Raw genomic sequence first — 22,757 nt, 5'->3', positions numbered from 1 at the left:
ACAAAAGCGTGTCGCCGGGCCGCGTGCGGCGGAGCACCATGGGGTGGTGAATCTTTCCGTGCGCGGCGGGCTGTCCGGCGTGGCGGCCGCCGCGGTAGCTGTGGGCGTCGCCGAGTTGGTGGCAGTGCTGACCGGGCCGCTGTCGGCGCCGCTGCTCGCGGTCGGCGGCGTGGTGGTCGACAACGTGCCGGCCCCGGTCAAGGACTTCGGCGTCGCCACCTTCGGTGTGCATGACAAAACCGCGTTGCTCACCGGCACGGCGATTCTCCTGGCGATTTACGCGTACGCCGTGGGCGTCACCGCCGTGCGGCACTGGCGGATCGCGCTCGCCGGCATCGGCCTGTTCGCCGTCGTCGGGGTCGCGGCCGCCGTGACCCGGCACGACGCGGGTGTGTTCGCGGCCCTCCCGACGCTGATCGGAGCGGGTCTGGCGGTGGTCGTGCTGCGTTATCTGCTCGACCTCGCCCGGGCCGGGGCCCAGAGCCCGGCTCGGGCGCCGGCGCTGGTCGGAGCGGCCCCCGGGGTGACCACCGGGGCCGGGCCGCAGCGGGCGGACGGCCCGGTGCCCGACGATGCTCCCACCGAGAAGGCCGAGACCTATTCGACGGCGTACCTCATGGAAAGCCGCCGCCGATTTCTCAAAGCCGTGGGGATCGCGGCCGGGGTGGCGGTGGTTTCCGGCGTGGCCGGCCGTCTGCTGACCGCGCGCAAGGCCGTCACGCAGGCGCGCAAGGAGGTCGTCCTGCCGGCGGCGAAGCAGACGGCGACGCCGCTGCCGGCCGGCGTGCAGGCGCCCGGCGCGACGCCCTACATCTCGCCGAACAGGGATTTCTATCGGATCGACACCGCGCTCTACCCGCCGCAGGTCGACCCGTCGACGTGGCAGTTGAAGATCCACGGGATGGTGCGGAACCCGATCACGATCACCTGGGAAGAGCTGCTGCAGCGGCCAATGATCGAGAGGTACATCACGCTGACCTGCGTGTCCAACGAGGTCGGCGGAGATCTGATCGGGAACGCGCGGTGGCTCGGCACCCCGATCAAGGCCTTGCTGGACGAGGCGGATCCGCTGCCCGGGGCCGACCAGGTGGTGCAGCGGTCGGTCGACGGATGGACGTGCGGTTCGCCGACGGCGACGTTGCGGGACGGGCGGGATGCGCTGCTCGCGGTCGGGATGAACGGCGAAGCGCTGCCGGTCGATCATGGTTTTCCGGTGCGGATGGTGGTCCCGGGTCTGTACGGCTATGTGAGCGCCTGCAAGTGGATCACCGAGATCGAGCTGTCCCGGTTCTCCGATTTCGACGCCTACTGGGTGCCGCGCGGGTGGTCGCAGCAGGCGCCGATCAAGACCGGTTCGCGGATCGACACGCCCCGCGACGGGGCCGCCCGCGAGCCGGGCACGGTGGTGGTGGCCGGCGTGGCGTGGGCGCAGCACGTGGGGATCGCCAAGGTCGAGGTGCAGGTCGACGACGGGCCGTGGGCCGTCGCCACGCTCGCCGACACCGCATCGACGGACACCTGGCGGCAGTGGAGCTGGCCGTGGCCGGCGACCGCGGGTCAGCACACTTTGCGGGTGCGCGCAACCGACACTTCTGGGCAGACCCAGACGAGCGCCGACGCACCGCCCGCTCCGGACGGAGCCACCGGATGGCATTCCGTGCAGGTCAACGTCGGGTAGTGCCATTGATTGAAGGACGCACTAACGGTCCGACTCGGGTGCGCAAGTCGCTCATACGGTGGTTTGCATGTCAACCGATGCGGTTGTTGAAGAACCGTCAGACAACGAAGCCCGGCCCCCGTACGGGGACCGGGTCGTCGGAGTAATGCCCCGTGCTGATCAGGCGGCAGGTGCCTGTCGCTGTGCCGGCACGGCCGATTTGTGGGGCCGACCCAGGCGAGCTTCGAGACGAGCAAGGTCGACACGTCCGTGAGTACGGTCGGCGAGGTCTTCCCAGCCAACCGCGAGCAGCCGCAGCCGCTCCGCTTCGCTGAAGCCTCCCCAGACCCCGTACGGTTCCCGGACCGCGAGAGCGTGTGCGGCACACTCCGCCCGAACCGGGCAGGCGCCGCACATGGACTTGGCCTTGGCCTCCCGGCGATTGCGGGACGACCCGCGCTCGCCGTCGGGGTGGAAGAACTGCGCACTGTCCCGACCTCGGCAAATTCCGAGGCGTTGCCAGTCCCACAGGTCAGCGATGGGCCCGGGCAGTCTGCGAACGTTCGACATCAAACACCCTCCTCCCGCGCGGCACCGCGGAGTGTTCGTATGAGGGGCCTACATGCTCAGGCCTGGGCCGCACTTACCCCGGTGATCCCCGGCTCACACACGACTCTTCGATGTGTTCTTCAGCCGCATGACATCGACCAAGCAACTGATACCGATCTTTCCCATTTTTTCCATCTAAAGCGCGTAATGCTGCGGCCCTCGCGTGATCTCCTCTGAGAGAGAAGGAGGATCACTGTGCGTACCGTCCTCGTGTGCGTCCGTACCCCGCTGGCGGCCCAGACCGTCGCGTCCACCGCGGCCCGGCTCGGCATGACCGGCGTCGTCCGGACCGCCGTTAGCGAGACTGAAGCCATGATCCGGCTGGCCGAACGGCCGGCTGAAGTGGTCCTCGCCGACACCGCCGTGACCCGTCCCGACAGCGTCGGGTTCACCCGTCGCGTTCTCGCCCGCGCCCCACAGGCGCAGGTGGTGCTCTTCGGCGCCGAAGACCCGCGGGTAGCCGCGGCGGCGGTCGCGGCCGGCGCCCGCGGCGTCATCCGTGGCGTCGAGCACGACCTGGTCAGCGTCGTCGCCAAGGCGCTTCTCCTGCTGCTGCTCCCGGTGCGGCCGCAGGGCATGCCGATCAATGGAACCAATGCGCAGCCGGCGGGGGTCGCCGGCGGCGCACGCAACAACAACTCCCCGGCGGCCCGGGCCGCCTATCAGAACGGCCTGCCGATGGGGTCGCCGAACTCGGGCGGGGTGCCGGCCATGCTGCCGAACTCGCCGATGGTGCCCGCCCAGCGTGGCGACGCGCCGATCGACCCGGTGACCGGCCGGCCGATGGTGGCCTGGCCGGGCAACGAAACGCAGGTCGGGGTGGCCGACCCGGCTCCGGCCGGCCGGCGGCTCACGCTCACCGAGCGGGAGCTGCAGGTGCTGCGCGGGATGGCCGACGGCAAGAGCAACGCGGAGATCGGCCGTGAGCTCTTCGTCTCGGAGGACACCGTCAAGACCCACGCTCGCCGGCTCTTCCGCAAGCTGGGTGCGCGTGACCGCGCGCACGCGGTGGCGGCAGGTTTCCGGGCCGGGCTGGTCGCTTAGATCATCGAACGGGGCCGGCGACTACTCGTCGTCGGTCCCTTCGGTCAGCGTGTCGTGTACGCCGTCGGCGTAACCACGCGCGTATTCCCACGTCACGTAATGATCGGGATCGGGGTCGTAAGCCGGCTCGTGCACCCGTGGGCGCCCGCTGGACAGCAGATGCCGCAGGTTGCCCCGGAGCAGATCCCAGTCGAAGTAGTGTGGCTCGTGGCAGTCCTCGCACTCGATGACCAGCCCGCGGATGCCGGTGGGACTCAGAAGTGCCTGGTAGATCTCCAGGTCACTGAGGTCCTCGAGCACGTCCTGCCGCTCGGCCTCGGTCAGCGGCTCGGACTCGTCGGCGTCGCCGATGTCGTCGAGGCTCGCAGCCGGGTCGCTCGGGTCGCCGTTGAACGGGTCGATGGGCTCATCCTGCACCCCCTTACCGTACTCACCCCGGGCGGATGTGTGCTGGCCCGCACGTCCTGTCCGTCGCACGAGAGCGCCCACAACGGATGGGTACGATGAACCATCCGTCTTCCGGCAGTTAGGGATGCTCCGTGGAAAGCGACTCGGCCCGTACGGTTCCACTCGGTCTGACCTTCGACGACGTGCTGCTCCAGCCCGGCGAATCGGACATCGTGCCGAGCCGGGTCAACACGAATACGCGGCTGACGCGCAACATCGACCTGACCATCCCGGTGCTGTCGGCCGCGATGGACACGGTGACCGAGGCGCGGATGGCGATCGCGATGGCCCGCGAGGGCGGCATCGGCGTCCTGCACCGCAACCTTTCGGCCGAGGACCAGGCCGCCCAGGTCGACCTCGTGAAGCGTTCCGAGTCTGGCATGATCACCAACCCGGTCACCTGCAGCCCGGATGACACGCTGCGCGACGTCGACGCGCTCTGCGGACGCTTCCGCATCAGCGGCCTGCCGGTGGTCGACGCCGAGGGCGTGCTGGTGGGCATAGTCACCAACCGCGACATGCGCTTCGTCACCGACCACAGCGCCAAGGTGCGCGACGTGATGACCAAGGCGCCGCTGATCACCGCGCCGGTCGGCTGCAGCAAGGACCAGGCCCTCGGCCTGCTCCAGCGGCACAAGGTGGAAAAGCTTCCGCTGGTCGACGAGGCCGGCCACCTCCGCGGCCTGATCACCGTGAAGGACTTCACGAAGTCCGAGCAGTTCCCGAACGCGACCAAGGACCCCCAGGGCCGGTTGCGCGTCGCGGCCGCGATCGGCGTCGGCGACGAGTCCTACAAGCGGGCCCGGGGCCTGATCGAGGCCGGTGTCGACGTGATCATCGTGGACACCTCGCACGGTCACCAGCGCCAGGTGCTCGACATGATCGCCCGGCTGAAGCGGGACACCAGCACCGACATCGTCGGCGGCAACGTGGCCACGTTCGCGGGCGCCAAGGCGATGGTCGAGGCCGGTGCCGACGCGGTCAAGGTCGGCGTAGGCCCGGGCGCGATCTGCACCACCCGGATCGTGGCGGGCGTCGGCGTCCCGCAGATCACCGCCGTGATGGAGGCGTCCCGGGCCTGCCGCGCGGCCGGCGTTCCGGTGATCGCCGACGGCGGCATCCAATATTCCGGCGACATCGCCAAGGCGATCGTGGCCGGCGCGGAGACGGTGATGCTGGGTGGCCTGCTGGCCGGCTCCGAGGAGAGCCCCGGCGATCTGATCTTCGTGAACGGTAAGCAGTACAAGTCGTACCGGGGGATGGGCTCGCTCGGCGCCATGCAGTCGCGCGGCCAGGCCAAGTCGTACTCGAAGGACCGCTACTTCCAGCATGATGTGCCGGAGGAGAAGCTGGTGCCGGAGGGTGTCGAGGGTCAGGTGCCCTACCGTGGCCCGCTGTCGCGGGTGGTCGCTCAGCTCGTCGGTGGCGTGCGGCTGGCCATGGGTTACGCCGGCGCCGAGACGATCCCGGACTTGCAGGAGCGCGGACAGCTCATCAGGATTACCGCTGCGGGCCTCAAGGAGTCGCACCCGCACGACATCCAGATGACCGTCGAGGCCCCTAACTACCACTCGCGTTAAAAAGAGGATCAGTAATGCGTGACGTCGTGGAGATCGGCCTCGGAAAGACCGCGCAGCGCGGTTACCACCTGGACGACATCGCCATCGTTCCGAGCCGGCGGACCCGCGACGTGGACGACGTGTCCACCGAGTGGCGCGTCGACGCGTACCCGTTCAAGATCCCGTGCGTCGCGCACCCGTCCGACGCCACCATGAGCCCGGAATCGGCTGTCGCCCTGGGCCGCCTCGGCGGCCTGGGCGTGCTCAACGCCGAGGGATTGTGGACGCGGTACGAAGATCCCAGCAAGATCCTCGAGGAGCTGGGGTCGCTCGACGAGGACGCCGACGCCACCAAGCGGCTCCAGGAGGTCTACTCCGAGCCGATCAAGCCGGAGCTGATCGCCGAGCGGGTCCGCGTGATGCGGGAGGGCGGCGTCACCGTCGCCGTCCGGGTGTCGCCGCAGCACACTCTCGCCCTCGCCCCGGTGGTGCTGGACGCCGGCGTCGACCTGCTCGTCATCCAGGGCACCCTGGTCAGCGCCGAGCACGTGTCCACGACGGACGAGCCGCTCAATCTCAAGGAGTTCATCGCCGACCTCGACCTGCCGGTGATCGTCGGCGGCTGCACCGACTACAAGACGGCGCTGCACCTGATGCGCACCGGCGCGGCCGGCGTGATCGTCGGCGTCGGCGCCGACGAGTGGTCCACCACCGACACCGTGCTCGGCATCCGGGTGCCGATGGCGACCGCGATCGCCGACGCGGCCGCGGCCCGTCGCGACTACCTCGACGAGACCGGCGGGCGTTACGTCCACCTGATCGCCGACGGCGGCATCTCGACCAGCGGTGACATCGCCAAGGCGATCGGCTGCGGCGCCGACGCGGTCATGCTGGGCGAGCCGCTGTCGCTGGCCGAGGGCGCGCCGGCCGGGGGCGCCTGGTGGCACTCGTCGGGCAGCCACCCGGCGCTGCCGCGGAGCGGGTTCTGCATCGGCGGCGAGCCGGACGGCACCCTCGAGGAGCTGCTGTTCGGCCCGGCGAACCGGCCGGACGGCCAGCTCAACCTGTTCGGCGGCCTGCGGCGGGCGATGGCCAAGTGCGGCTACCGCGACGTCAAGGAGTTCCAGAAGGTCGCGCTGGTCCTCGACCACTGATGCGCTCTGCGCTTGCCGGGCTCGTCGCGTTAGCGTTGGCCCTGGTCGGATGCTCAGGAAAGCCCGCTCCGTCGTTCTCGGCCGGCGCCGAGGGAGCGGGCGATCCCTATTTTCCGACCTACGGCAACGGCGGCTACGACGTCGCCGGCTATGACCTCAACCTGCGCTACGACCCAACACCAGGGCACTTGTCCGGTACGGCGACCATCAGTGCCACCGCGACGCAGAACCTGTCCCGATTCGACCTCGATCTCGCCCACCTGACCGCGAGCCGGGTGACGGTCGACGGCGCCGCCGCCCAGGCCAAGCAGGACGCGAACGAGCTGGTGGTGACGCCGGCCGCCGGAATAGTCAAGGGCACGGCCTTCACCGTGGTGGTCGACTACGCCGGCACTCCCGGCCAGATCGCCAACAAGACTCTCGGTGACGGCGGCTGGTTACGCAGCGACACCGGCGCGGTCGCCCTCGGCCAGCCCGAGTCGGCGAGCACCTGGTTCCCGGTGAACGACCACCCGTCCGACAAGGCCACCTTCAGGCTCGCGATGACCGTGCCGGCGGGCCTCGAGGCGCTCAGCATCGGCGTGCCCGGGGAGCAGACCACCGCCGACGGCTGGACGACCTGGCGCTGGACCGAGAGCTCGCCGCTGGCCAGCTATCTGTCCACCGTGCTCATCGGGCAGTACCGGGTGTCCACCAGCACGCACGACGGCAAGCCGATGGTGACGGCGGTGCCCGATTCGCTCGCGGCCGACAGCCCCGCGGCGAAGTCGATCGCCCGCACCGGCGAGATCGTCGACTTCCTGGCCACCCAGTTCGGCCCGTACCCGTTCGACGCCTACGGCGGGATCGTGGTCGACGACACCCGGATCCGTTACGCGCTGGAGACGCAGTCCCGGCCGGCCTACGGGCGGGCGTTCTTCGCGGGCGGCGAGAACGACACCGTGGTGGCGCACGAGCTGGCCCACCAGTGGTTCGGCGACAGCGTGGCGCTGGAGAAGTGGCAGGACATCTGGCTCAACGAGGGTTTCGCGACGTACGCCGAATGGCTCTGGCAGGAGCATGACGAGAAAGTCCCGGTCGAGGAGAGCTTCCGGCGCGCCTACGACGCATTCGACTGGAAGCAGACGCCGGGCGATCCCGGGGTGGCCCGGCTGTTCGGCGGCGCCGTCTACGACCGCGGCGGGATGACCGTCTACGCCCTGCGCAAGAAGATCGGCGACGCGGCCTTCGCCACGCTGTTGACCACCTGGACGAGCGAGCACCGCGACGGCAACGCCGACACCGATGACCTGATCAAGCTGGCCGAGAAGCTCTCCGGGTCGGATCTCGGCGCGTTCTTCCAGGCCTGGCTCTACGGCACGAGCAAGCCTACTTATTGATCAGTTTCGGGTGTTTGGCCAGGTAGGGCCCGATCTGTCCCTTGGCGACGGCGGTCAGGAAGCCCTTGCCCTCGGCGGTCAGCGCCTCGCCGAGGTAACCACTTCCGCTGCCGACCCCGTTACCGGGCAACCCGACCAGCGTGATCTTCGCGGGGGTGAGGTCGCGTAGGGCGTACGCGTACTCCAGGGAGGTCCGTCCGCCGACGTACACCAGGGTCTGACCCAGAGCCGTGATGACACCCTGCAGCTTGGCCGAGTCGGAGGCGAGCCCCTGGGCGAGCGACTTGGTCAGGATCGACTTGACCAGTTGCCGCTGGTGCCGCTGCCGGTCGTAGTCGCCGTCCGGCAGGCCGTACCGCTGCCGGGCGTAGTCGATCGCCTGCCAGCCGACCAGGTGGCGCTGCCCGGGCAGGTAGACGGCGGCCGGCCCCTGATATTCGCCACCGACCAGCGGCCGCAGCGACCCGTCCGGCTTGCGGTGGTGCGACGTCACCTTCTGGTCGACCTTCAGGTCGACCCCGCCGAGCTGGTCGACCAGCTTGTCGAGGCCGCCGAAGTTGAGGATTGCCCCGGCCTGGAAAGTCTTGATCCCGGTGTACGCCGAAAGAGTCTTGGTGAGCAGCTCGTAGCCCTGCTGCACGTTCGTCTTCTTCGACCCCGGCACCCGCGATCCGCGGCTCATCGCCTCGGTCAGCTTGTAGGTGCCGCCACCGAACCCGGCCTTCGCGAACGCCGGCATCTTGACCCGCAGGTCACGCGGCAGCGAGTAGAGGTATCCCGACTGCAGTCCGGCGTCGACGTGCAACAGCATGATCGCGTCGGAGTGCGGCTCCCAGTCCGGGATCGTGACCCGGGTGTCGACGCCGAGCAGCAGCAGGTCGAGCGGGCCGGTGATGTCGGCGCCGGGGGAGGGCGGCGGGGTGGTGGGCGTCGTGCTCTGCTCCACAGTGGGCGCAGCGGTCGCCGCCGACGGAGCAGGCTTCGCCGCGGGGGACGATTTGCGCGAAACGGCTAAAGCGATCCCGCCGCCGCCCAGGAGCACGACGACGATCGCGCCTACCACCCACCACATAAGCTTCCGATTCCGCACAGCGGAACAGTAGAGGACGACTTCCAGCAGCTCAATGCCACAAGATCCCGTACTGTGAAACAGCCCATTGCTCTTCACCGATGGACCCTTACGCTCTCTCCGCCACATCTACGGGGGAGGGCACGAGCTTCATGCAGCTCACCAAACGACGGCTTGCCGTCGGTTTGATCTCCACGACGGTCGTCGCAGCAATGACGGGCGTCGCCACCTGGGCCAACGCTGCCGTGACGGGTGGCCCGGCCACCACGGCCGCGCCGGTCCGTCTGGTCATCGGCTACAAGTCCGACACCATCCCGACCAGCGCCACCCAGAGTTTCTCCGCGGCCGGCGTCCGCGCCCAGAGCCTTGACCAGCTGCGCGCCGCCACCGTTCAGGTGTCCGCCTCCCGCAGTGCCGGCCTGATCGCCTCGTTGAAGAGCGACCCGAACGTCGCGTACGTCGAGGTCGACCACGTGCGCAAGATGGCCGAGACGACCCCGGACGACCCGATCTACGGCGAGGGTTACCAGCCCGAGCTCAAGGAGCTCAACGTCCCGACCGCGTGGGACACGACCACCGGCTCGGCCGTGAACGTCGCGGTCCTCGACACCGGCGTGAACGCCGGCACGAACGGCGTGGACGACCTGTCCGGCGCCCTGCTCGGCGGCTACGACTTCGTGAACAACGACAGCAACGCGGCCGACGACGAGGGCCACGGCAGCGAGGTGGCGTCGCTGATCGCCGCCCGCGGCAACAACAGCCTGGGCATGGCCGGCGTCTGCTGGAGCTGCCAGATCCTGCCGGTGAAGGTCCTGGACTACAAGGGCGACGGTTACGACAGCACCATCGCCAAGGGCATCACCTGGGCCGTCCAGCACGGCGCGAAGATCATCAACATGTCGCTCGGTGGCGTGCAGTCCAGCCAGGTCCTCTCCGACGCAGTGGCCTACGCCAACGCCAGCAGCGTGCTGGTCGTGGCCGCGGCCGGCAACTCGAACTCGACGACCAAGCAGTACCCGGCCGCGTACACCGATGTGCTCGCGGTCGGCGCCACCGCCCGCTGCCCGAACTGGCAGAGCAACGTCGGCTGCACCGAAGGCATCACCGGCAAGGCGAGCTTCTCGAGCTACAACTCGAGCACCGTCAAGTGGGTCGACGTGGCCGCGCCGGGCACGGTCTACAACAAGGACTCGAACGGCAACTACAGCTCCGGTCAGTCCGGCACGTCGTTCTCGGCGCCGCTGGTCACCGGGGTCGCCGCCCTGATGAAGTCGAACAAGCCGAGCCTGACCGGCTGGTCGCTGCTGAGCCAGATCCAGGCCAGCGCCACCCCGATCCCCGGCACCTGGGTCACTTACGGCAAGGTCAACGCGGCCAAGGCACTGACCATGAGCAGCGAGACCACGCCGCCGACGATCTCCGGGCTCTCGCCGGCGCAGAACGCGAAGGTGCGCGGCACGGTCACCTTCACGCCGGTCAACCTGACTGACGTCGGCTCCGGCGTCCGCAGCATCACGCTGTGGGTCGACGGGGTGTTCAAGTCCGGCACCTACAAGGCGCCATGGGCGCTGAAGTGGAACTCGGCCGGTCGCAACGGCACCGCCAAGGTCTCGTTCCGGGTCTTCGACAAGGCCGGCAACCAGCGGTACTACGACCGGGTCGTGATCGCGGACAACACCGCCCCGACCGTCAAGGTCACCAAGGCGCCCGCCAACAAGGCCAAGATCAAGGGCACCGTCAAGATCTACTACACCGGCTCCGACAAGTACGGCATCAAGAACTACCAGCTGATCATCAACGGCAAGGTCGTGTCGACGCACACCAACACCGCCGCGTTCAGCTTCGTCGCCAGCAAGTACCCGAAGAGCAGCATCAAGGTGCAGGTCCGGGCGTACGACGTGGCCGGCAACTCGAAGATCACGTCCACGCTGACCTACCACCGATGACGACAACCTGATCGCACCCGGGATCGACCAGAACGCTCAGGGATCCGCCCGAAGTTGAGGGAGCCGGCCAAGTTGGCCGGCTCCTTTCATGTAGGGGGCGGACCACATGCTCGTTCGAGGAATCCTCGCCGGCCTGGCCCTGGTTGTCGCGATCTCGTCGCCGGCCCAGGCCGCGGTCGCCCGCCCGTCCGACCCCGCCTACGCCACCCAGTGGGGCGTGCAGCGTGCCCGCGTCAACGAGGCCTGGTCCGCCGTCAAGGGTGACCCGCGGGTCACTATCGCGATCGTCGACACCGGCGTGAGCAAGCTGCCCGACTTCGGCGACCGCCTGCTCGACGGCCACGACTTCGTCAACAACGACGACGACGCGTCCGACGACAACGGCCACGGCACGATGGCCGCCGGGGTGGCCGCCGCGGCCGGCAACAACCGGCTCGGCGTCGCCGGCATCTGCTGGTTCTGCCGCATCCTGCCGGTCAAGGTCCTCGACGCGACCGGCGCCGGCAACTACGACAACTTCGCCAACGGCATCCGGTACGCCGCCGACCACGACGCCACGATCATCAGCGCGTCGTTCGGCGGCAACGACGACAGCCAGTCGCTGCGCGACGCGGTGAGCTACGCGACCGCCAAGGGCTCGCTGGTGATCGCCGCGGCCGGCAACAAGGGCACGTCGCAGCCGCACTACCCGGCGGCGATCCCGGCCGCGCTGGCGGTCGGCGCGGTCGACGCGCAGGGCGTCCGCTATTCCTGGTCCAACTACGGCCCGAGCTGGGTCGACCTCACCGCTCCCGGGTGCAATCCGGCCCAGCAGCGCAACGGCGTGATCGGCGACTACTGCGGCACCTCGTCGGCGACCCCGTTCGTCTCCGGTGTCGCAGGTCTGCTCGCGGCGACCGATCCGGCGCCGTCGGCGTCGACCATCCGCGCGGCGCTGGTGGCCGGTGCCCGCGGCGGTCAGGTCGACGCGGTCGGCGCGCTGAACGCGCTTCCCCCGGCCGGTGACACGACCGCTCCGGCGGTCGCCGTCGACGCGCTTCCGGCGCTGGCCCGGGGCCTGGTCACGGTGGGTGCCGCGGCCGCCGACCAGCACGGAGTCGCCCGCGTTGAGGTGTACGCCGGTGGGCGCCTGATCGCCGATGACCGCGTCGCCCCGTACTCGGTCGCGTGGCAGTCGGCGCCCCGCAACGGCCTGGTCCCGCTGGAGTTCCGCGCCTACGACCGGGCCGGCAACGTGACGGTCGTCCGCCGCACCCTGCGCGTCGACAACGCCGCCCCCGCGGTCAAGGTCTACCGCAACGGCCGCAACGTCACCGCCCGCGCCACCGACGCCTCCGGCGTGGCCCGCCTCGAGCTGCTGATCAACGGCAAGATCATCGCCCGGTACGCCGGTTACCTGCACCAGTTCCGGGTCCCGGCGGGCGCCCGCACGATCGGGATCCGCGCCGTCGACAAGGCGGGCAACGCCCGTCTGGTGGCCGCCGCCCGCTGACCGGTTTTCCGGGTCGCCCACGTAAACTCGCCGGAGTGAGTACCCCGCGCCCCGTTCTGGTCGTCGATTTCGGCGCTCAATATGCCCAGCTGATCGCCCGCCGCGTCCGCGAGGCACGCGTCTATTCGGAGATCGTGCCGCACTCGATGCCGGTCGCCGAGATGCTCGCCAAGGAGCCGGCCGCGATCATCCTGTCCGGCGGCCCGGCCAGCGTCTACGAACCTGGCGCGCCGTCGCTCGACCCCGCGCTGTTCGACAACGAGGTGCCGGTCTTCGGCATCTGTTACGGCTTCCAGGCGATGGCCCAGGCGCTCGGCGGCACGGTCGCGCACACCGGCTCGCGGGAGTACGGCCGCACCCTGCTGGCCGCTCAGGGCGGCACGCTGCTGCGCGACCTGCCGGCCGACCTGCCGGTGTGGATGAGCCACGGCGACAGCGTCGCGGTCGCCCCGCAGGGCTTCGCGGTGACCGCGTCGACCCCGGGCGCCCCGGTCGCCGCGTTCGAGGACCTGACCGCCAAGCGGGCCGGTGTCCAGTTCCACCCCGAGGTGGCGCACACCGAGCAGGGCCAGCGGATGCTGGAGCGGTTCCTCTACGACATCGCCGGCCTCGAGCCCACCTGGACGTCGAGCAACATCATCGACGACCAGGTCGCCGCGATCCGGGCGAAGGTCGGCGACAAGCAGGTGCTGTGCGGCCTGTCCGGCGGCGTCGACTCGGCGGTGGCCGCGGCCCTGGTGCACAGGGCCATCGGCGACCAGCTGACCTGCGTCTTCGTCGACCACGGCCTGCTGCGGGCGGGCGAGGCCGAGCAGGTCGAGAAGGACTACGTGGCCGCGACCGGCATCCGGCTCAAGGTGGTCGACGCGTCCGAGGTGTTCCTCGGGCACCTGGCCGGCGTGATCGACCCCGAGCAGAAGCGCAAGATCATCGGGCGCGAGTTCATCCGCACGTTCGAGGCCGCGGCCCGCGAGCTGGACGCCGAGCGGCACATCGAGTTCCTGGTGCAGGGCACGCTCTACCCCGACGTGGTGGAGTCGGGCGGCGGCACCGGCACCGCGAACATCAAGTCTCACCACAACGTCGGCGGCCTCCCCGACGACCTGCAGTTCGATCTGATCGAGCCGCTGCGCACGCTGTTCAAGGACGAGGTGCGGGCCCTGGGCGCCGAGCTCGGCCTCCCGGAGGAGATGGTGCAGCGTCACCCGTTCCCCGGCCCCGGCCTGGCGATCCGCATCATCGGCGCGGTCGACCGCGACCGCCTGGAGATCCTGCGCGCGGCCGACCTGATCGCCCGCGAGGAGCTGACCGCGGCCGGTCTCGACCGGGGCGTCTGGCAGTTCCCGGTGGTGCTGCTGGCCGACGTCCGCAGTGTCGGCGTGCAGGGCGACGGCCGCACCTACGGCCATCCGGTCGTGCTGCGCCCGGTCTCCAGCGAGGACGCGATGACCGCCGACTGGTCCCGCCTGCCCTACGACCTGGTCGCCAAGATCTCCACCCGGATCACCAACGAGGTCCGCGAGATCAACCGAGTGGTGCTGGACGTGACGAGCAAGCCGCCGGGCACCATCGAGTGGGAGTAATCCTCAACTGACCGGCCGGCCCCAGCTCGGGTCGGCCGGGTCGCGCCACGGTGGCGGGGTGGGCGCCGGCTCCTCCGGGATGATGAACCACATCACCGGGTAGGCCAGCAGGGCCACGCCCCACGTGACGGCGGCGAAGATGGCGAAGGCGACCCGGATCAGCACCGGGTCGACGCCGAAGTAACGGCCGATGCCGCTGCAGACGCCGGCGATGACGCGGTCGTCCAGCGGGCGGAGAAGGCGGCGATAGGGTGCGTCAGTCATGTCTCCATGCTGGCTTCGTCCCGGCCCGGCAACCTCGGTGACAGCCCCTATTTGAACCCTGAGATCGGGCCCCAACAAGATCGGAAATTCCCGACACTACGGGTAACCGCCCGGAAGCTCCGAGTGGGCAACAACGCTCTGATCTGCGGTTACGCAGCGCCACCACACTGTCAGGAATACGACAGACGTTTTCTCTAGGTAACATAAACCGGGCAGAATTGCGGCCCGTGACCCCCGCACTGGAACCACTTCGGCGAATCGCCGCGTATGCCGTCGCTACCGACGACGACGGCCGTGTGCTGCTCGTCCGAGCGTCGAGCCGCTCCGGCACCCCCGGCGTCTGGTCGCTCCCCGGCGGCGCAGTCGATCATGGTGAAGACCCCAACCACACCGTCGTCCGCGAAACCGCGGCCGAGACCGGCCTGAGCGTCGCCGTCAGCGGCCTGCGCAACGTGCTGGCCGACATGCGCTCATTGCCGCATCGTGGTGTCACCATCCACACCGACCGCCTGATCTACACCGTGTCGATCCGCGGTGGCAACCTCGTCGATCGGGTCGGCCACAACACCGACCTGGCCCGATGGTTCACGCTGGAGGAGGCGGAGAAGCTCAAGATCCGCCCGTTCGCGGCGGACGCTCTCGGGCTGAGCGCGGCCTCGCCCGACCTGCGCCCCGACGTGGCGCCCACCTTCCCGTCCTTCTACGCCTACGAGGGCCCGGACGGCCTGCACCGGGCGCAGCGCTTCGCGGCGTACGCGATCGCCACCGACGCGGACCAGACCCACGTGCTGCTCACCCGGATCGCTCGCGGCTACCCCGGCGAGGGCTGCTGGCACCTGCCCGGTGGCGGCACCGACTACGGCGAACAGCCCGGCACCGCGCTGATCCGCGAGCTGGTCGAGGAGACCGGCCAGGAGGGCCGGCTGATCGAGCTGCTCGGCGTGGCCAGCCATCGCGACGCGGCCTCGCTCGGCCCGGAGGGCTACCCGATCGACTGGCACGGCGTGCGCGCCTTCTATCGGGTGATCGTCGACGATCCGACCGACGTGATCGTCAAGGACGTCGGCGGGTCGACCTCCGAGGCGATGTGGATGCCGCTGCCCGACGTGCGCCGGCTGGCTGAGTCGGAACTCACCGAGGTGACCGCCGAAGCACTGCAAAAGGCGCGGCTAACCTAGTTAGGTGAAGATCAGACGGGTCGGGGCGTACGGGGTGTGCCGCGACGATTCCGGGCGAGTGCTGCTTGCCCGGAATTCGGCCGCGAGCGAGTTCCCCGGCCTGTGGACGCTGCCCGGCGGCGGTGTCGAGCAGGGCGAACATCCCGATGACGCGGTGATCCGCGAGTTTTTTGAGGAGACCGGTCTGTCTGTTCGGCGGGCCGGCCTCCGCGCCGTGACCGCCGACGTGTTCCGACTGCCCAACGGCCATCTCGAGCACACCGACCGGATCCTCTACGACGTGACGGTCGTGGGCGGCTCGTTGACCGCCGAGGTCGGCGGCACGACCGACCAGGTCGCCTGGGTCGACCCGTCGACGGTCCCGCTGATGGCCTTCACCGCCGATCAACTCGGACTTCCCGCTGATTTCCCTGCTCTTTCCGACAAATCGGATGAGGAGCTGGCCCGGCCGGTCCGGGTGCAGCGCTTCGGGGCGTACGCGGCGGCAACCGACCCGGACGGGCGAATCCTGCTGGCCCGGATCGCCCCGGGATACCCGGGCGCCGGCAACTGGCACCTGGCCGGCGGCGGCACCGATCACGGCGAGACCCCGGAGCAGGCGCTGGCCCGTGAGCTGGTCGAGGAGACCTCGCAACACGGCCGGGTGACCAGGCTGCTGGCCATTTCGTCCCGATATGATCCGTCGGCCGTTGGACCGGAACGGGTGCCGATCGACTGGCACGTCATCCGGGCGATGTTCAGGGTCCAGGTCGACCTGCCGACAGAGCCGATAGTGACCGAGGCAGCCGGCGGATCCACCGCCGAGGCAGGCTGGTTCACGCGGGCCCAGACCGAGCGGCTCCCGCTGAGCGAGTTGGCCCGTGAAGCCATTGAGCAAATTGACCGGGAACGAGCGAGTTAAAATCGTCACACGGGACGTCTGGTCCCGCCGCCCGCTCGTAACAAAGGCCGCCGGTCGGCCTCTCGCCAAGGCTGCGCGGCTGTGCAATCGTGTAACCCCCGCGCATCGGACGGACGCGTGTGCGGCGGGCGACGGGGCTACCACCCACCGCAACAGTGCAGGTGGGCATACCGATCCATGGAGGAGACACACGTGCCGAGAACCCCTTGGCGCCGGCGACGTACGACGGATAGTCCCCGTCCCGCCGGACGCCGTTGGGCAGGCCGTCTGCGCCGCAGTGGCACCATCGCACGGCAGGCTCTGCTGGTGCGCGTGGGCCGCCGAACCGGCGAGTCCGGGCGGGCAGCTACTGCCACCCGGGCCGAGGTGATCTACACGGGGCACGAGCCCGCGCCCGCACCCCGTCCGGTCGTCTCACATGTGATCACTGCCCCGGTCGTGGTGGCCGAGGAGACCTCGCTGCTGCCCGGCGAGCAGACCACCGCGCGCCGCCTGCGGTTCGCCCTGGTCAACTCGTGCACCCTGGCCAGCCTGGCGCTGGGCCTGTTCGCGATCTTCCTGGCCATGTCGGGCGACATCCGCCCGGCCGCCGCCTGCCTGGTCGCGTGCGTGGCGTTCGACGGCCTGGACGGCGCGCTGGCCCGCAAGCTCGGGGTGTCCAGCCCGTTCGGCGCGCAGATGGACTCGCTGGCCGACATGTGCTCGTTCGGCCTGGCCGCTCCCGTGGTGGTCTACGCCTCGCTCGCGCACACCGTGCCCACCGCGGTCGCGGCCGTGGCCTGCGTGCTGGTGGCCGGCTGCGCCGCGATCCGGCTGGCCCGCTTCAACGTCTCGCCCAAGGACGGCAAGTTCTTCTGCGGCGTGCCCACCACGATGGCGGCCGCGGTGCTGGCCGTGACCGTGCTGATCGACCTGCCGGTGCCGGGCCTGGCCCTGCTGGGCGGCGTGGCGCTGCTGGCGTTCTCGATGGTGTCCAGCTTTCCGTACGCAAAGCTGGCCCGCCTGCTGCGCCTGCCCCCGTGGATGTGGCTGCTGCCGGTGGTCGGTGTCCTGGTCGACCCGCGGCTGACGTTCGCCGTGGTCGTCCTGGCCTACCTGCTGAGCGGCCCGGTGCTCTGGGCCCGCGCCCGCCGCGCCTGATCCTCTAAGCAAAATGGGCCGCCCCTCGGGGCGGCCCATTTTTATGCGCTCAGCGCCAGCGGGCGATCACGGTCGAGCCGCCGATAACCTTCTCGTTGACCGCGACCAGCGGGTCGGCCTGGTCGACCGGCAGGTAGACGTCGGTGCGGGAGCCGAAGCGGATCAGGCCCATCCGCTCGCCCCGGGCGACCAGCGTGCCGACCGGCACCCGCTGCACGATCCGGCGGGCGATCAGCCCGGTGCGCTGGGCGACCACGACCGTGCCGTGCTCGGTGTCCAGCACCGTGTACGCCGCCACGTTGTGCTCGGCCGCCGCGGTCATCGCGTTCGCGTAGCCGCCGTCCTCGACGAAGTAGTCGGTCACCCGGCCGGCCACCGGCACCCGGTTGACGTGCACGTCGAGCACCGACAGGAACACCGCGATCCGCAGGAACTCGCCCGGCCCGAACCGCTCGTCGGTCATCCGCTCGACCGACAGCACCCGCCCGTCGGCCGACGACACGACCGCGGCCGGGTCGGTCGGCACGTCCCGCTCGGGGTCGCGGAAGAACGCCGCCACCGGCGCCGCGGCCAGCGCGGGCAGGAGCCACAGCTTCGACTTGGGGCGGGTGGTGCGGGCCAGCGCGGCCAGCCCGAGCGCGATGCCGGCCGCGGCCACCCCGTTGGAGTCGATGTGCATGCCGCGGGTGACCGGCACGCTGGACGGGCGGTATGCCGGGGCGAGCGTGGCCGCCACCTTCGTGTCGGCCGGGGTGAACCGCAGCTTGTGCACGCGCAGCGGCGGCGAGTTGCGCACCACCAGCTCGGTGCCGACCCCGAAGAGCGCGCCCTGCCGGAACAGCTCGGCGGCGGCGCCGCCGGTGCGGCCGGGCGTCGCCGGGGTGGCCAGCGTGACCACCGCACCGTCGGTCAGGTATTTGCCGAGTTGATCGAGCAGGCCGCGGACCTCCTGCGCGGTGCCGGTGATCGGCTCGCCCACGATCACCACGTCGGCGGGCTGCGCCTCGTCGAGCGCGTCCACCACCTTCACCCGATCGGCGATCCAGCCGCCCAGCCCGGTGATGTGGTCGCGGAGCAGTTCGGCGGTGCTGCGCTCGCCGGCCACCAGGGTGAGCGTGTCGCCGGGGAGCAGCGCCTCGACCGCGGCGGCCACCACGAGCGACGCGTGGTCGGCGCCGACCACCAGCGCGGACGTGGCCGCGTTGTGCCGGGCGAACTCCGCGGTGAGCGCGCGGGCAGCGATGCTCCCGATGCCGACGATGGGTGCCTTGGAGACGGCGGGGTACGAGGTCATGGGGCCGAGCATATTGCGCCGCCCGTGAGCGGTCTGCTCACGGGCGGCTGCATCAGTTGCTGCGCGGTTGGTCGGCCTGATCCGGATGTTCCTTCCGGAAGCGCTCGGCCGGGTCGTCGAGCAGTTCCTGGACGATCGAGGCGTGCATCTCGGGCGGCAGATCACCCGGGATGGCGGGCTCGGCCGGCTGCGGCTCGACGGTCGCGGTGGCCTGGACGGGCGGGGTGCGCCGGCCGGTGCGGATGGCGCCGAGCAGGCCGATCACCCCGAACATGATCAGGCCGCCGGCCACCATCCAGCCGACCGCCGGCAGGTGGATGGTCATCATCCGCGACAGCGCCCACCAGAGCGCGACCAGCAGGAAGATCAGGCCGAAGCTCAGCGAGACTCCATCGGTGCGATGCGGCTTCATCGGAGCACCTCCACGTTGCCCGTGTCCATCTGAAGATCGAGCTTGAGGGTGCCGCCGCCGGTGCCGTCGGAGCCCAGATCGGTGACCGTCTGCGTGGTGTCGTTGCGGTCGCCGGTGAATTCGTGCCCGAAGAGCACCGCTCGGCCACCGTCGATCTTGACGTCGGCGACGGTGTCGACGTTCGGCGGGAGCAGGACCCGCATCTGACCCACCTTCATGGTCATCGTGATGAGTTGGCTCTGGTCTTTGAAGTCGATGGCGCGCAGGTCGAGCGTGGCGTTGCCGGCGGTGAAGTCATACCGGTCGGCGACCGCCGCCACCGTTTCCGGGCGGTAGACGCTGTTGCCGACGTCGCCGCCCCAGCGCTCGACGCCGTTCGAGACGAACAGGCCGATCGAGGTCAGGACGGCCAGGGCGATCAGGCCGCGGGCCCGGCCGAACCAGGCGCCCACGATCAGGCCGAGGGCGATCGTGATCAGGGCGGCCGCGAAGTAGGCGGAGACCGCGATGCTCGCGCCGGCCGTGTCGATCGCGGCCATCGTGCCGATCACCACGATCACCGCGAAGAAGGTGAGGCGGCCGAGCTTGGAGCGCTCACGCGGCGGTTTCGGCGGCTTGGGCGGGCGGGGCTGCTGCAGCGGGTGGCCCTGGTGGTGCTGCGTGGGGCCGGCCCAGGGGCCGTGCGGGGCGAACGGCGGGCGGTAACCGCTGGGCGGCGGCGAGAACGGCGGTCGCGGGGGCAGCGGCGGCTCGGTCACCGGTTCCGTGGCCGGTGCGGCCGTGGTCGCCGAAGATGCGAAGCCGGCCGGAGCGTACGCCGCAACGGGCTGCTCTGCCGTCGGGAAGCTGCTGGTCGGGAAGCCGACCGGCGGCTCAGCGGCCGGCGGGGGCGGGGGAAACGTCGCGGGCGTGCCGCCGTTTCCCCGTTTGATCAGCAGGACCGCGCCGAGGATCACCGCGGCGGCCAGCAGGCTGGCCCGCATCCCGTCGTTGACGATGAACCCGAACGAGATCACCGCGGCCGCGCCGAGCAGCACGACCGACAGCGGCGCCATGCCGGAGCGGCCCCGGCCGAGCAGCGACTCGATCGGTGAGGCGGTGTCGCCCTCAGCCGGGATGATCAGCCAGCCGATCAGATAAAGAAGGACGCCGACACCGCTCAGGACGCCGAGCACGGCGACCAGCACCCGCCAGAGGACCGGGTCGGTGTTGGTGGCCCGGGCCATCGCCGCGCAGACGCCGGCAACATATCGGCCCTGGCGGGGGCGGACGAGGTGCTCGCGGGAGAAGGCGGGCCCGGTGGTGGTCGGTGGGGTCTGCTCCGTCGTCGGCGCCGAGGCGGAATCCGACGACGCGGCGGAGGCGGCGGAGTTGATGGGGTCGTCGGTCATGCCATCGATCCTGTCTTCGAAGGCGCCCTAGTCGCTTCCGGAGCCGACCCTGAGGCCACCCTGAGATCCGGACGGCCCGATACCGGGGGTCTTACCCCGTGGCCCGGGACCGCCGAACGTGTGACGATCGGAGGACCGAACTTAGGAGGAGCCATCAGCACCGCGGTCAACGCACCCACCCGCCGGCTGTACCGGCCACGTGACCACCGGATCATTGCCGGCGTCGCGTCCGGTCTCGCCGAGCATCTGGGTGTCCCGCTGCTGGCGGTTCGCATCGCGCTCGTCGTCCTCCTCGGCTTCAGCGGCCTGGGCCTGTTGCTTTATGCGGCCTTCTGGGCGGTCCTGCCGCAACAGATTCCCACCGCCGACGCGCCGCCGCGACGCGACCTGGCGATGTTGCTGCCATTTGCGGCGATCGGTCTCGGCGTGGTGCTGCTGCAGGCACTGGTCTTCAAGGACAGCGTGGCCGGCACGGTCGGCTGGCTGATCGCGGTGGTCGCGGTCGGCGCCGGCATCATCTGGCACCAGTCCGACCCGTCCCGCCGCGGCCAGCTGGCCGGCAACCTGCCGCAGACGCCCTGGCTGGCCGCCGTGGTGGCGGAAAGCGACCGCCGGTTCTTCCTGCTCCGTTTCATCGGCGGCGGCGTGCTGGTGGCCACCGGCATCATCGGCGTGGTCGCGGTCTACGCCCCGGCCGGCTCGCTCGGCTCGGTGTTCAACGGCGTGATCTTCGCGCTGGTCGGCCTGCTCGGTGTCGGCGTGGTCGCCGCCCCATTGCTCTACCGCATGTTCAACCAGCTGCGCACCGAGCGCGAGGGCCGCATCCGGGAGCAGGAGCGCGCCGAGGTGGCCGCCATGATCCACGATCAGGTGCTGCACACGCTGGCGCTGATCCAGCGCAACTCGGCCGACATCAAAGAGGTGCAGCGGCTGGCCCGCGGCCAGGAGCGAAGCTTGCGCAACTGGCTCTACAAACCGACCGCCTCGCCGACCGAGCGGTTCGCCGCGGCTCTCGAGCAGGCCGCCGCCGAGGTCGAAGACACCTATGCGATCAGTGTCGAGACCGTCGTGGTCGGCGACACCCAGTGCGACGAGCGGGTGGCTGCGCTCGTCGCGGCGGCCCGCGAGGCCCTGGTCAACGCGGCCCGGCACGCCGGGGTGCAGACCGTCTCGCTCTACGCCGAGGTCGAGGCGGACGAGTTGAGCGTGTTCGTGCGTGATCGCGGAGCGGGGTTCGACATCGATAGCGTGGAGGAGTCGCGCCACGGAGTCCGAGGGTCGATCATCGGGCGTATGAAACGACACGGCGGGCGTGCCGAGATCCGCAGTACGCCCGGCGAGGGCACTGAGGTCCGCCTCATGTTGTCCGTGACCCGAGAAAGCATGACCGCAGGAAAGGAGTCCGCACGATGAGCGAGACCGAGGCCGAGGTCGGCCGTCTGCGGGTCTTCCTGGTCGACGACCACGCGATGTTCCGCGCCGGGGTGCGCGCCGAGCTGGGCGTCCACGTCGACGTGGTGGGTGAGGCGAGCACGGTGGCCGAGGCGGTCAGCAAGATCGCCACGATCGAGCCGGACGTGGTGCTGCTCGACGTGCACATGCCCGACGGCGGCGGGCGCGCGGTTCTGGACGCGATGCGCCGTTCCCACCCGCAGGTCCGTTTCCTGGCGCTGTCCGTCTCCGACGCGGCCGAGGACGTGATCGGCCTCATCCGGGCCGGCGCGCGGGGCTATGTAACCAAGACCATCTCGCCGGACGAGTTGGCCGCCGCGATCCGGCGGGTGGCCGACGGCGATGCGGTGTTCAGCCCGCGGCTGGCCGGCTTCGTGCTGGACGCTTTCGCCTCCCGTCCGGACGTGCCGGTCGCCGACCCCGAGCTCGACCAGCTCACCAACCGCGAGCGCGAGGTGTTGCGCCTGCTCGCGCGGGGTTATGCGTACAAGGAGATCGCCAAGGAGCTGTTCATCTCGATCAAGACGGTGGAGACCCACGTCTCCAACGTTCTGCGCAAGCTTCAGATGAGCAACCGTTACGAATTGTCACGATGGGCGGCCGACCGGCGGCTTGTCTGACTTCTGCCAACTTCGTCGCTGCGGTGCGTCGTAGATCGCACACCGAGTGACATATTTGCAGGTCAAGGCGCTGTGGACGGCGTCCGCCGGTAAGCCGTATCCTGGCCGTCGCTAGTATCGGCTTGGTAACAGGGCACCGGCGTTCGGTATCGCTGTGTCACAGTTG

General features: G+C 70.1%; 20 protein-coding genes. 13 read left to right on the top strand and 7 right to left on the bottom strand.

Going from position 1 to position 22,757, the window contains the following annotated elements; all coding sequences use genetic code 11:
• The first annotated feature begins 46 nt into the window (after nucleotides 1-46).
• The gene (locus AB0E90_RS18985; protein WP_360406737.1) at nucleotides 47-1,678 is read left to right on the top strand and encodes a molybdopterin-dependent oxidoreductase; all 1,632 of its coding nucleotides are present in this window, start codon (nucleotides 47-49) and stop codon (nucleotides 1,676-1,678) included.
• 159 nt (nucleotides 1,679-1,837) lie between these two features.
• On the opposite strand, the gene AB0E90_RS18980 is transcribed toward AB0E90_RS18985, so the two are convergent.
• On the bottom strand, nucleotides 1,838-2,227 hold the full coding sequence (locus AB0E90_RS18980; RefSeq protein WP_360406734.1) for a WhiB family transcriptional regulator: 390 nt from the start codon (nucleotides 2,225-2,227) through the stop codon (nucleotides 1,838-1,840).
• 234 nt (nucleotides 2,228-2,461) lie between these two features.
• Between AB0E90_RS18980 and AB0E90_RS18975 the strand changes: the two genes are divergently transcribed.
• Nucleotides 2,462-3,310: a helix-turn-helix transcriptional regulator gene (locus AB0E90_RS18975; protein WP_360406731.1), complete on the top strand. Its 849-nt coding sequence runs from the start codon at nucleotides 2,462-2,464 to the stop codon at nucleotides 3,308-3,310.
• A 21-nt stretch (nucleotides 3,311-3,331) separates the two neighbouring features.
• On the opposite strand, the gene AB0E90_RS18970 is transcribed toward AB0E90_RS18975, so the two are convergent.
• Complete coding sequence (locus AB0E90_RS18970; RefSeq protein ID WP_360406728.1) at nucleotides 3,332-3,727, bottom strand: DUF5319 domain-containing protein; 396 nt, start codon at nucleotides 3,725-3,727, stop codon at nucleotides 3,332-3,334.
• A gap of 122 nt (nucleotides 3,728-3,849) precedes the next feature.
• Between AB0E90_RS18970 and guaB the strand changes: the two genes are divergently transcribed.
• Genes guaB through AB0E90_RS18955 form a run of 3 tightly spaced genes read left to right on the top strand, consistent with a single transcriptional unit; the run spans nucleotide 3,850 to nucleotide 7,849 of the window.
• On the top strand, nucleotides 3,850-5,337 hold the full coding sequence (guaB, locus tag AB0E90_RS18965; RefSeq protein WP_360406725.1) for an IMP dehydrogenase: 1,488 nt from the start codon (nucleotides 3,850-3,852) through the stop codon (nucleotides 5,335-5,337).
• Between the two features lie 14 nt (nucleotides 5,338-5,351).
• Nucleotides 5,352-6,470: a GuaB3 family IMP dehydrogenase-related protein gene (locus AB0E90_RS18960; protein WP_360406722.1), complete on the top strand. Its 1,119-nt coding sequence runs from the start codon at nucleotides 5,352-5,354 to the stop codon at nucleotides 6,468-6,470.
• Nucleotides 6,470-7,849: a M1 family metallopeptidase gene (locus AB0E90_RS18955; RefSeq protein ID WP_360406719.1), complete on the top strand. Its 1,380-nt coding sequence runs from the start codon at nucleotides 6,470-6,472 to the stop codon at nucleotides 7,847-7,849. Before AB0E90_RS18960 ends, AB0E90_RS18955 begins: the two co-directional genes overlap by 1 nt.
• Here AB0E90_RS18955 and AB0E90_RS18950 read toward each other — a convergent pair.
• Complete coding sequence (locus tag AB0E90_RS18950; RefSeq protein WP_360406716.1) at nucleotides 7,839-8,939, bottom strand: LCP family protein; 1,101 nt, start codon at nucleotides 8,937-8,939, stop codon at nucleotides 7,839-7,841. The two genes, AB0E90_RS18955 and AB0E90_RS18950, sit on opposite strands and share 11 nt — an antisense overlap.
• Nucleotides 8,940-9,019: 80 nt before the next feature.
• Between AB0E90_RS18950 and AB0E90_RS18945 the strand changes: the two genes are divergently transcribed.
• The 3 genes from AB0E90_RS18945 to guaA all read left to right on the top strand — a co-directional run bounded on the left by AB0E90_RS18945 (nucleotide 9,020) and on the right by guaA (nucleotide 13,939).
• Complete coding sequence (locus AB0E90_RS18945; protein WP_360406713.1) at nucleotides 9,020-10,864, top strand: S8 family serine peptidase; 1,845 nt, start codon at nucleotides 9,020-9,022, stop codon at nucleotides 10,862-10,864.
• 106 nt (nucleotides 10,865-10,970) lie between these two features.
• Nucleotides 10,971-12,356, top strand: a complete 1,386-nt coding sequence (locus tag AB0E90_RS18940) for a S8 family serine peptidase (protein WP_360406710.1) — start codon at nucleotides 10,971-10,973, stop codon at nucleotides 12,354-12,356.
• A gap of 35 nt (nucleotides 12,357-12,391) precedes the next feature.
• Nucleotides 12,392-13,939 carry a glutamine-hydrolyzing GMP synthase gene (gene guaA / locus AB0E90_RS18935; RefSeq protein ID WP_360406707.1) on the top strand — a complete coding sequence of 516 codons (1,548 nt, stop codon included), beginning with the start codon at nucleotides 12,392-12,394 and terminating at the stop codon, nucleotides 13,937-13,939.
• A gap of 3 nt (nucleotides 13,940-13,942) precedes the next feature.
• On the opposite strand, the gene AB0E90_RS18930 is transcribed toward guaA, so the two are convergent.
• On the bottom strand, nucleotides 13,943-14,203 hold the full coding sequence (locus tag AB0E90_RS18930) for a PspC domain-containing protein (protein ID WP_360406704.1): 261 nt from the start codon (nucleotides 14,201-14,203) through the stop codon (nucleotides 13,943-13,945).
• 227 nt (nucleotides 14,204-14,430) lie between these two features.
• Here AB0E90_RS18930 and AB0E90_RS18925 point away from each other — a divergent pair, with 227 nt between their 5' ends.
• From AB0E90_RS18925 to AB0E90_RS18915, 3 genes are all read left to right on the top strand, one after another.
• Nucleotides 14,431-15,381: an NUDIX domain-containing protein gene (locus tag AB0E90_RS18925; protein ID WP_360406701.1), complete on the top strand. Its 951-nt coding sequence runs from the start codon at nucleotides 14,431-14,433 to the stop codon at nucleotides 15,379-15,381.
• A gap of 4 nt (nucleotides 15,382-15,385) precedes the next feature.
• Entirely contained in the window at nucleotides 15,386-16,282 is an 897-nt protein-coding gene (locus AB0E90_RS18920; protein ID WP_360406698.1) for an NUDIX domain-containing protein, read from the top strand.
• Between the two features lie 267 nt (nucleotides 16,283-16,549).
• Nucleotides 16,550-17,422: a CDP-alcohol phosphatidyltransferase family protein gene (locus AB0E90_RS18915; RefSeq protein WP_360407551.1), complete on the top strand. Its 873-nt coding sequence runs from the start codon at nucleotides 16,550-16,552 to the stop codon at nucleotides 17,420-17,422.
• A 49-nt stretch (nucleotides 17,423-17,471) separates the two neighbouring features.
• Here AB0E90_RS18915 and AB0E90_RS18910 read toward each other — a convergent pair whose 3' ends face one another.
• Genes AB0E90_RS18910 through AB0E90_RS18900 form a run of 3 tightly spaced genes read right to left on the bottom strand, consistent with a single transcriptional unit; the run spans nucleotide 17,472 to nucleotide 20,519 of the window.
• Entirely contained in the window at nucleotides 17,472-18,716 is a 1,245-nt protein-coding gene (locus AB0E90_RS18910; protein WP_360406695.1) for a phosphatidylserine decarboxylase, read from the bottom strand.
• 52 nt (nucleotides 18,717-18,768) lie between these two features.
• The gene (locus tag AB0E90_RS18905) at nucleotides 18,769-19,128 is read right to left on the bottom strand and encodes a phage holin family protein (RefSeq protein ID WP_360406692.1); all 360 of its coding nucleotides are present in this window, start codon (nucleotides 19,126-19,128) and stop codon (nucleotides 18,769-18,771) included.
• On the bottom strand, nucleotides 19,125-20,519 hold the full coding sequence (locus AB0E90_RS18900; RefSeq protein WP_360406689.1) for a PspC domain-containing protein: 1,395 nt from the start codon (nucleotides 20,517-20,519) through the stop codon (nucleotides 19,125-19,127). Before AB0E90_RS18900 ends, AB0E90_RS18905 begins: the two co-directional genes overlap by 4 nt.
• A 153-nt stretch (nucleotides 20,520-20,672) precedes the next feature.
• On the opposite strand from AB0E90_RS18900, the gene AB0E90_RS18895 reads away from it, so the two are divergent.
• Together AB0E90_RS18895 and AB0E90_RS18890 are read left to right on the top strand one after the other, a co-directional pair.
• Nucleotides 20,673-21,932 (top strand): PspC domain-containing protein, encoded by a 1,260-nt coding sequence (locus tag AB0E90_RS18895; RefSeq protein ID WP_360407548.1) that lies wholly within the window; start codon nucleotides 20,673-20,675, stop codon nucleotides 21,930-21,932.
• A complete protein-coding gene (locus tag AB0E90_RS18890) occupies nucleotides 21,929-22,591 on the top strand; it encodes a response regulator transcription factor (RefSeq protein WP_360406686.1) in 663 nt (220 codons plus the stop codon). The genes AB0E90_RS18895 and AB0E90_RS18890 overlap by 4 nt, the downstream gene beginning before the upstream one ends.
• Nucleotides 22,592-22,757: the final 166 nt, after the last annotated feature.

Source organism: Actinoplanes sp. NPDC026619, from assembly GCF_040638295.1.
In the GTDB taxonomy this organism is placed as follows: Bacteria; Actinomycetota; Actinomycetes; order Mycobacteriales; family Micromonosporaceae; genus Actinoplanes.
This window is presented reverse-complemented; position numbering and strand designations above follow the sequence as displayed.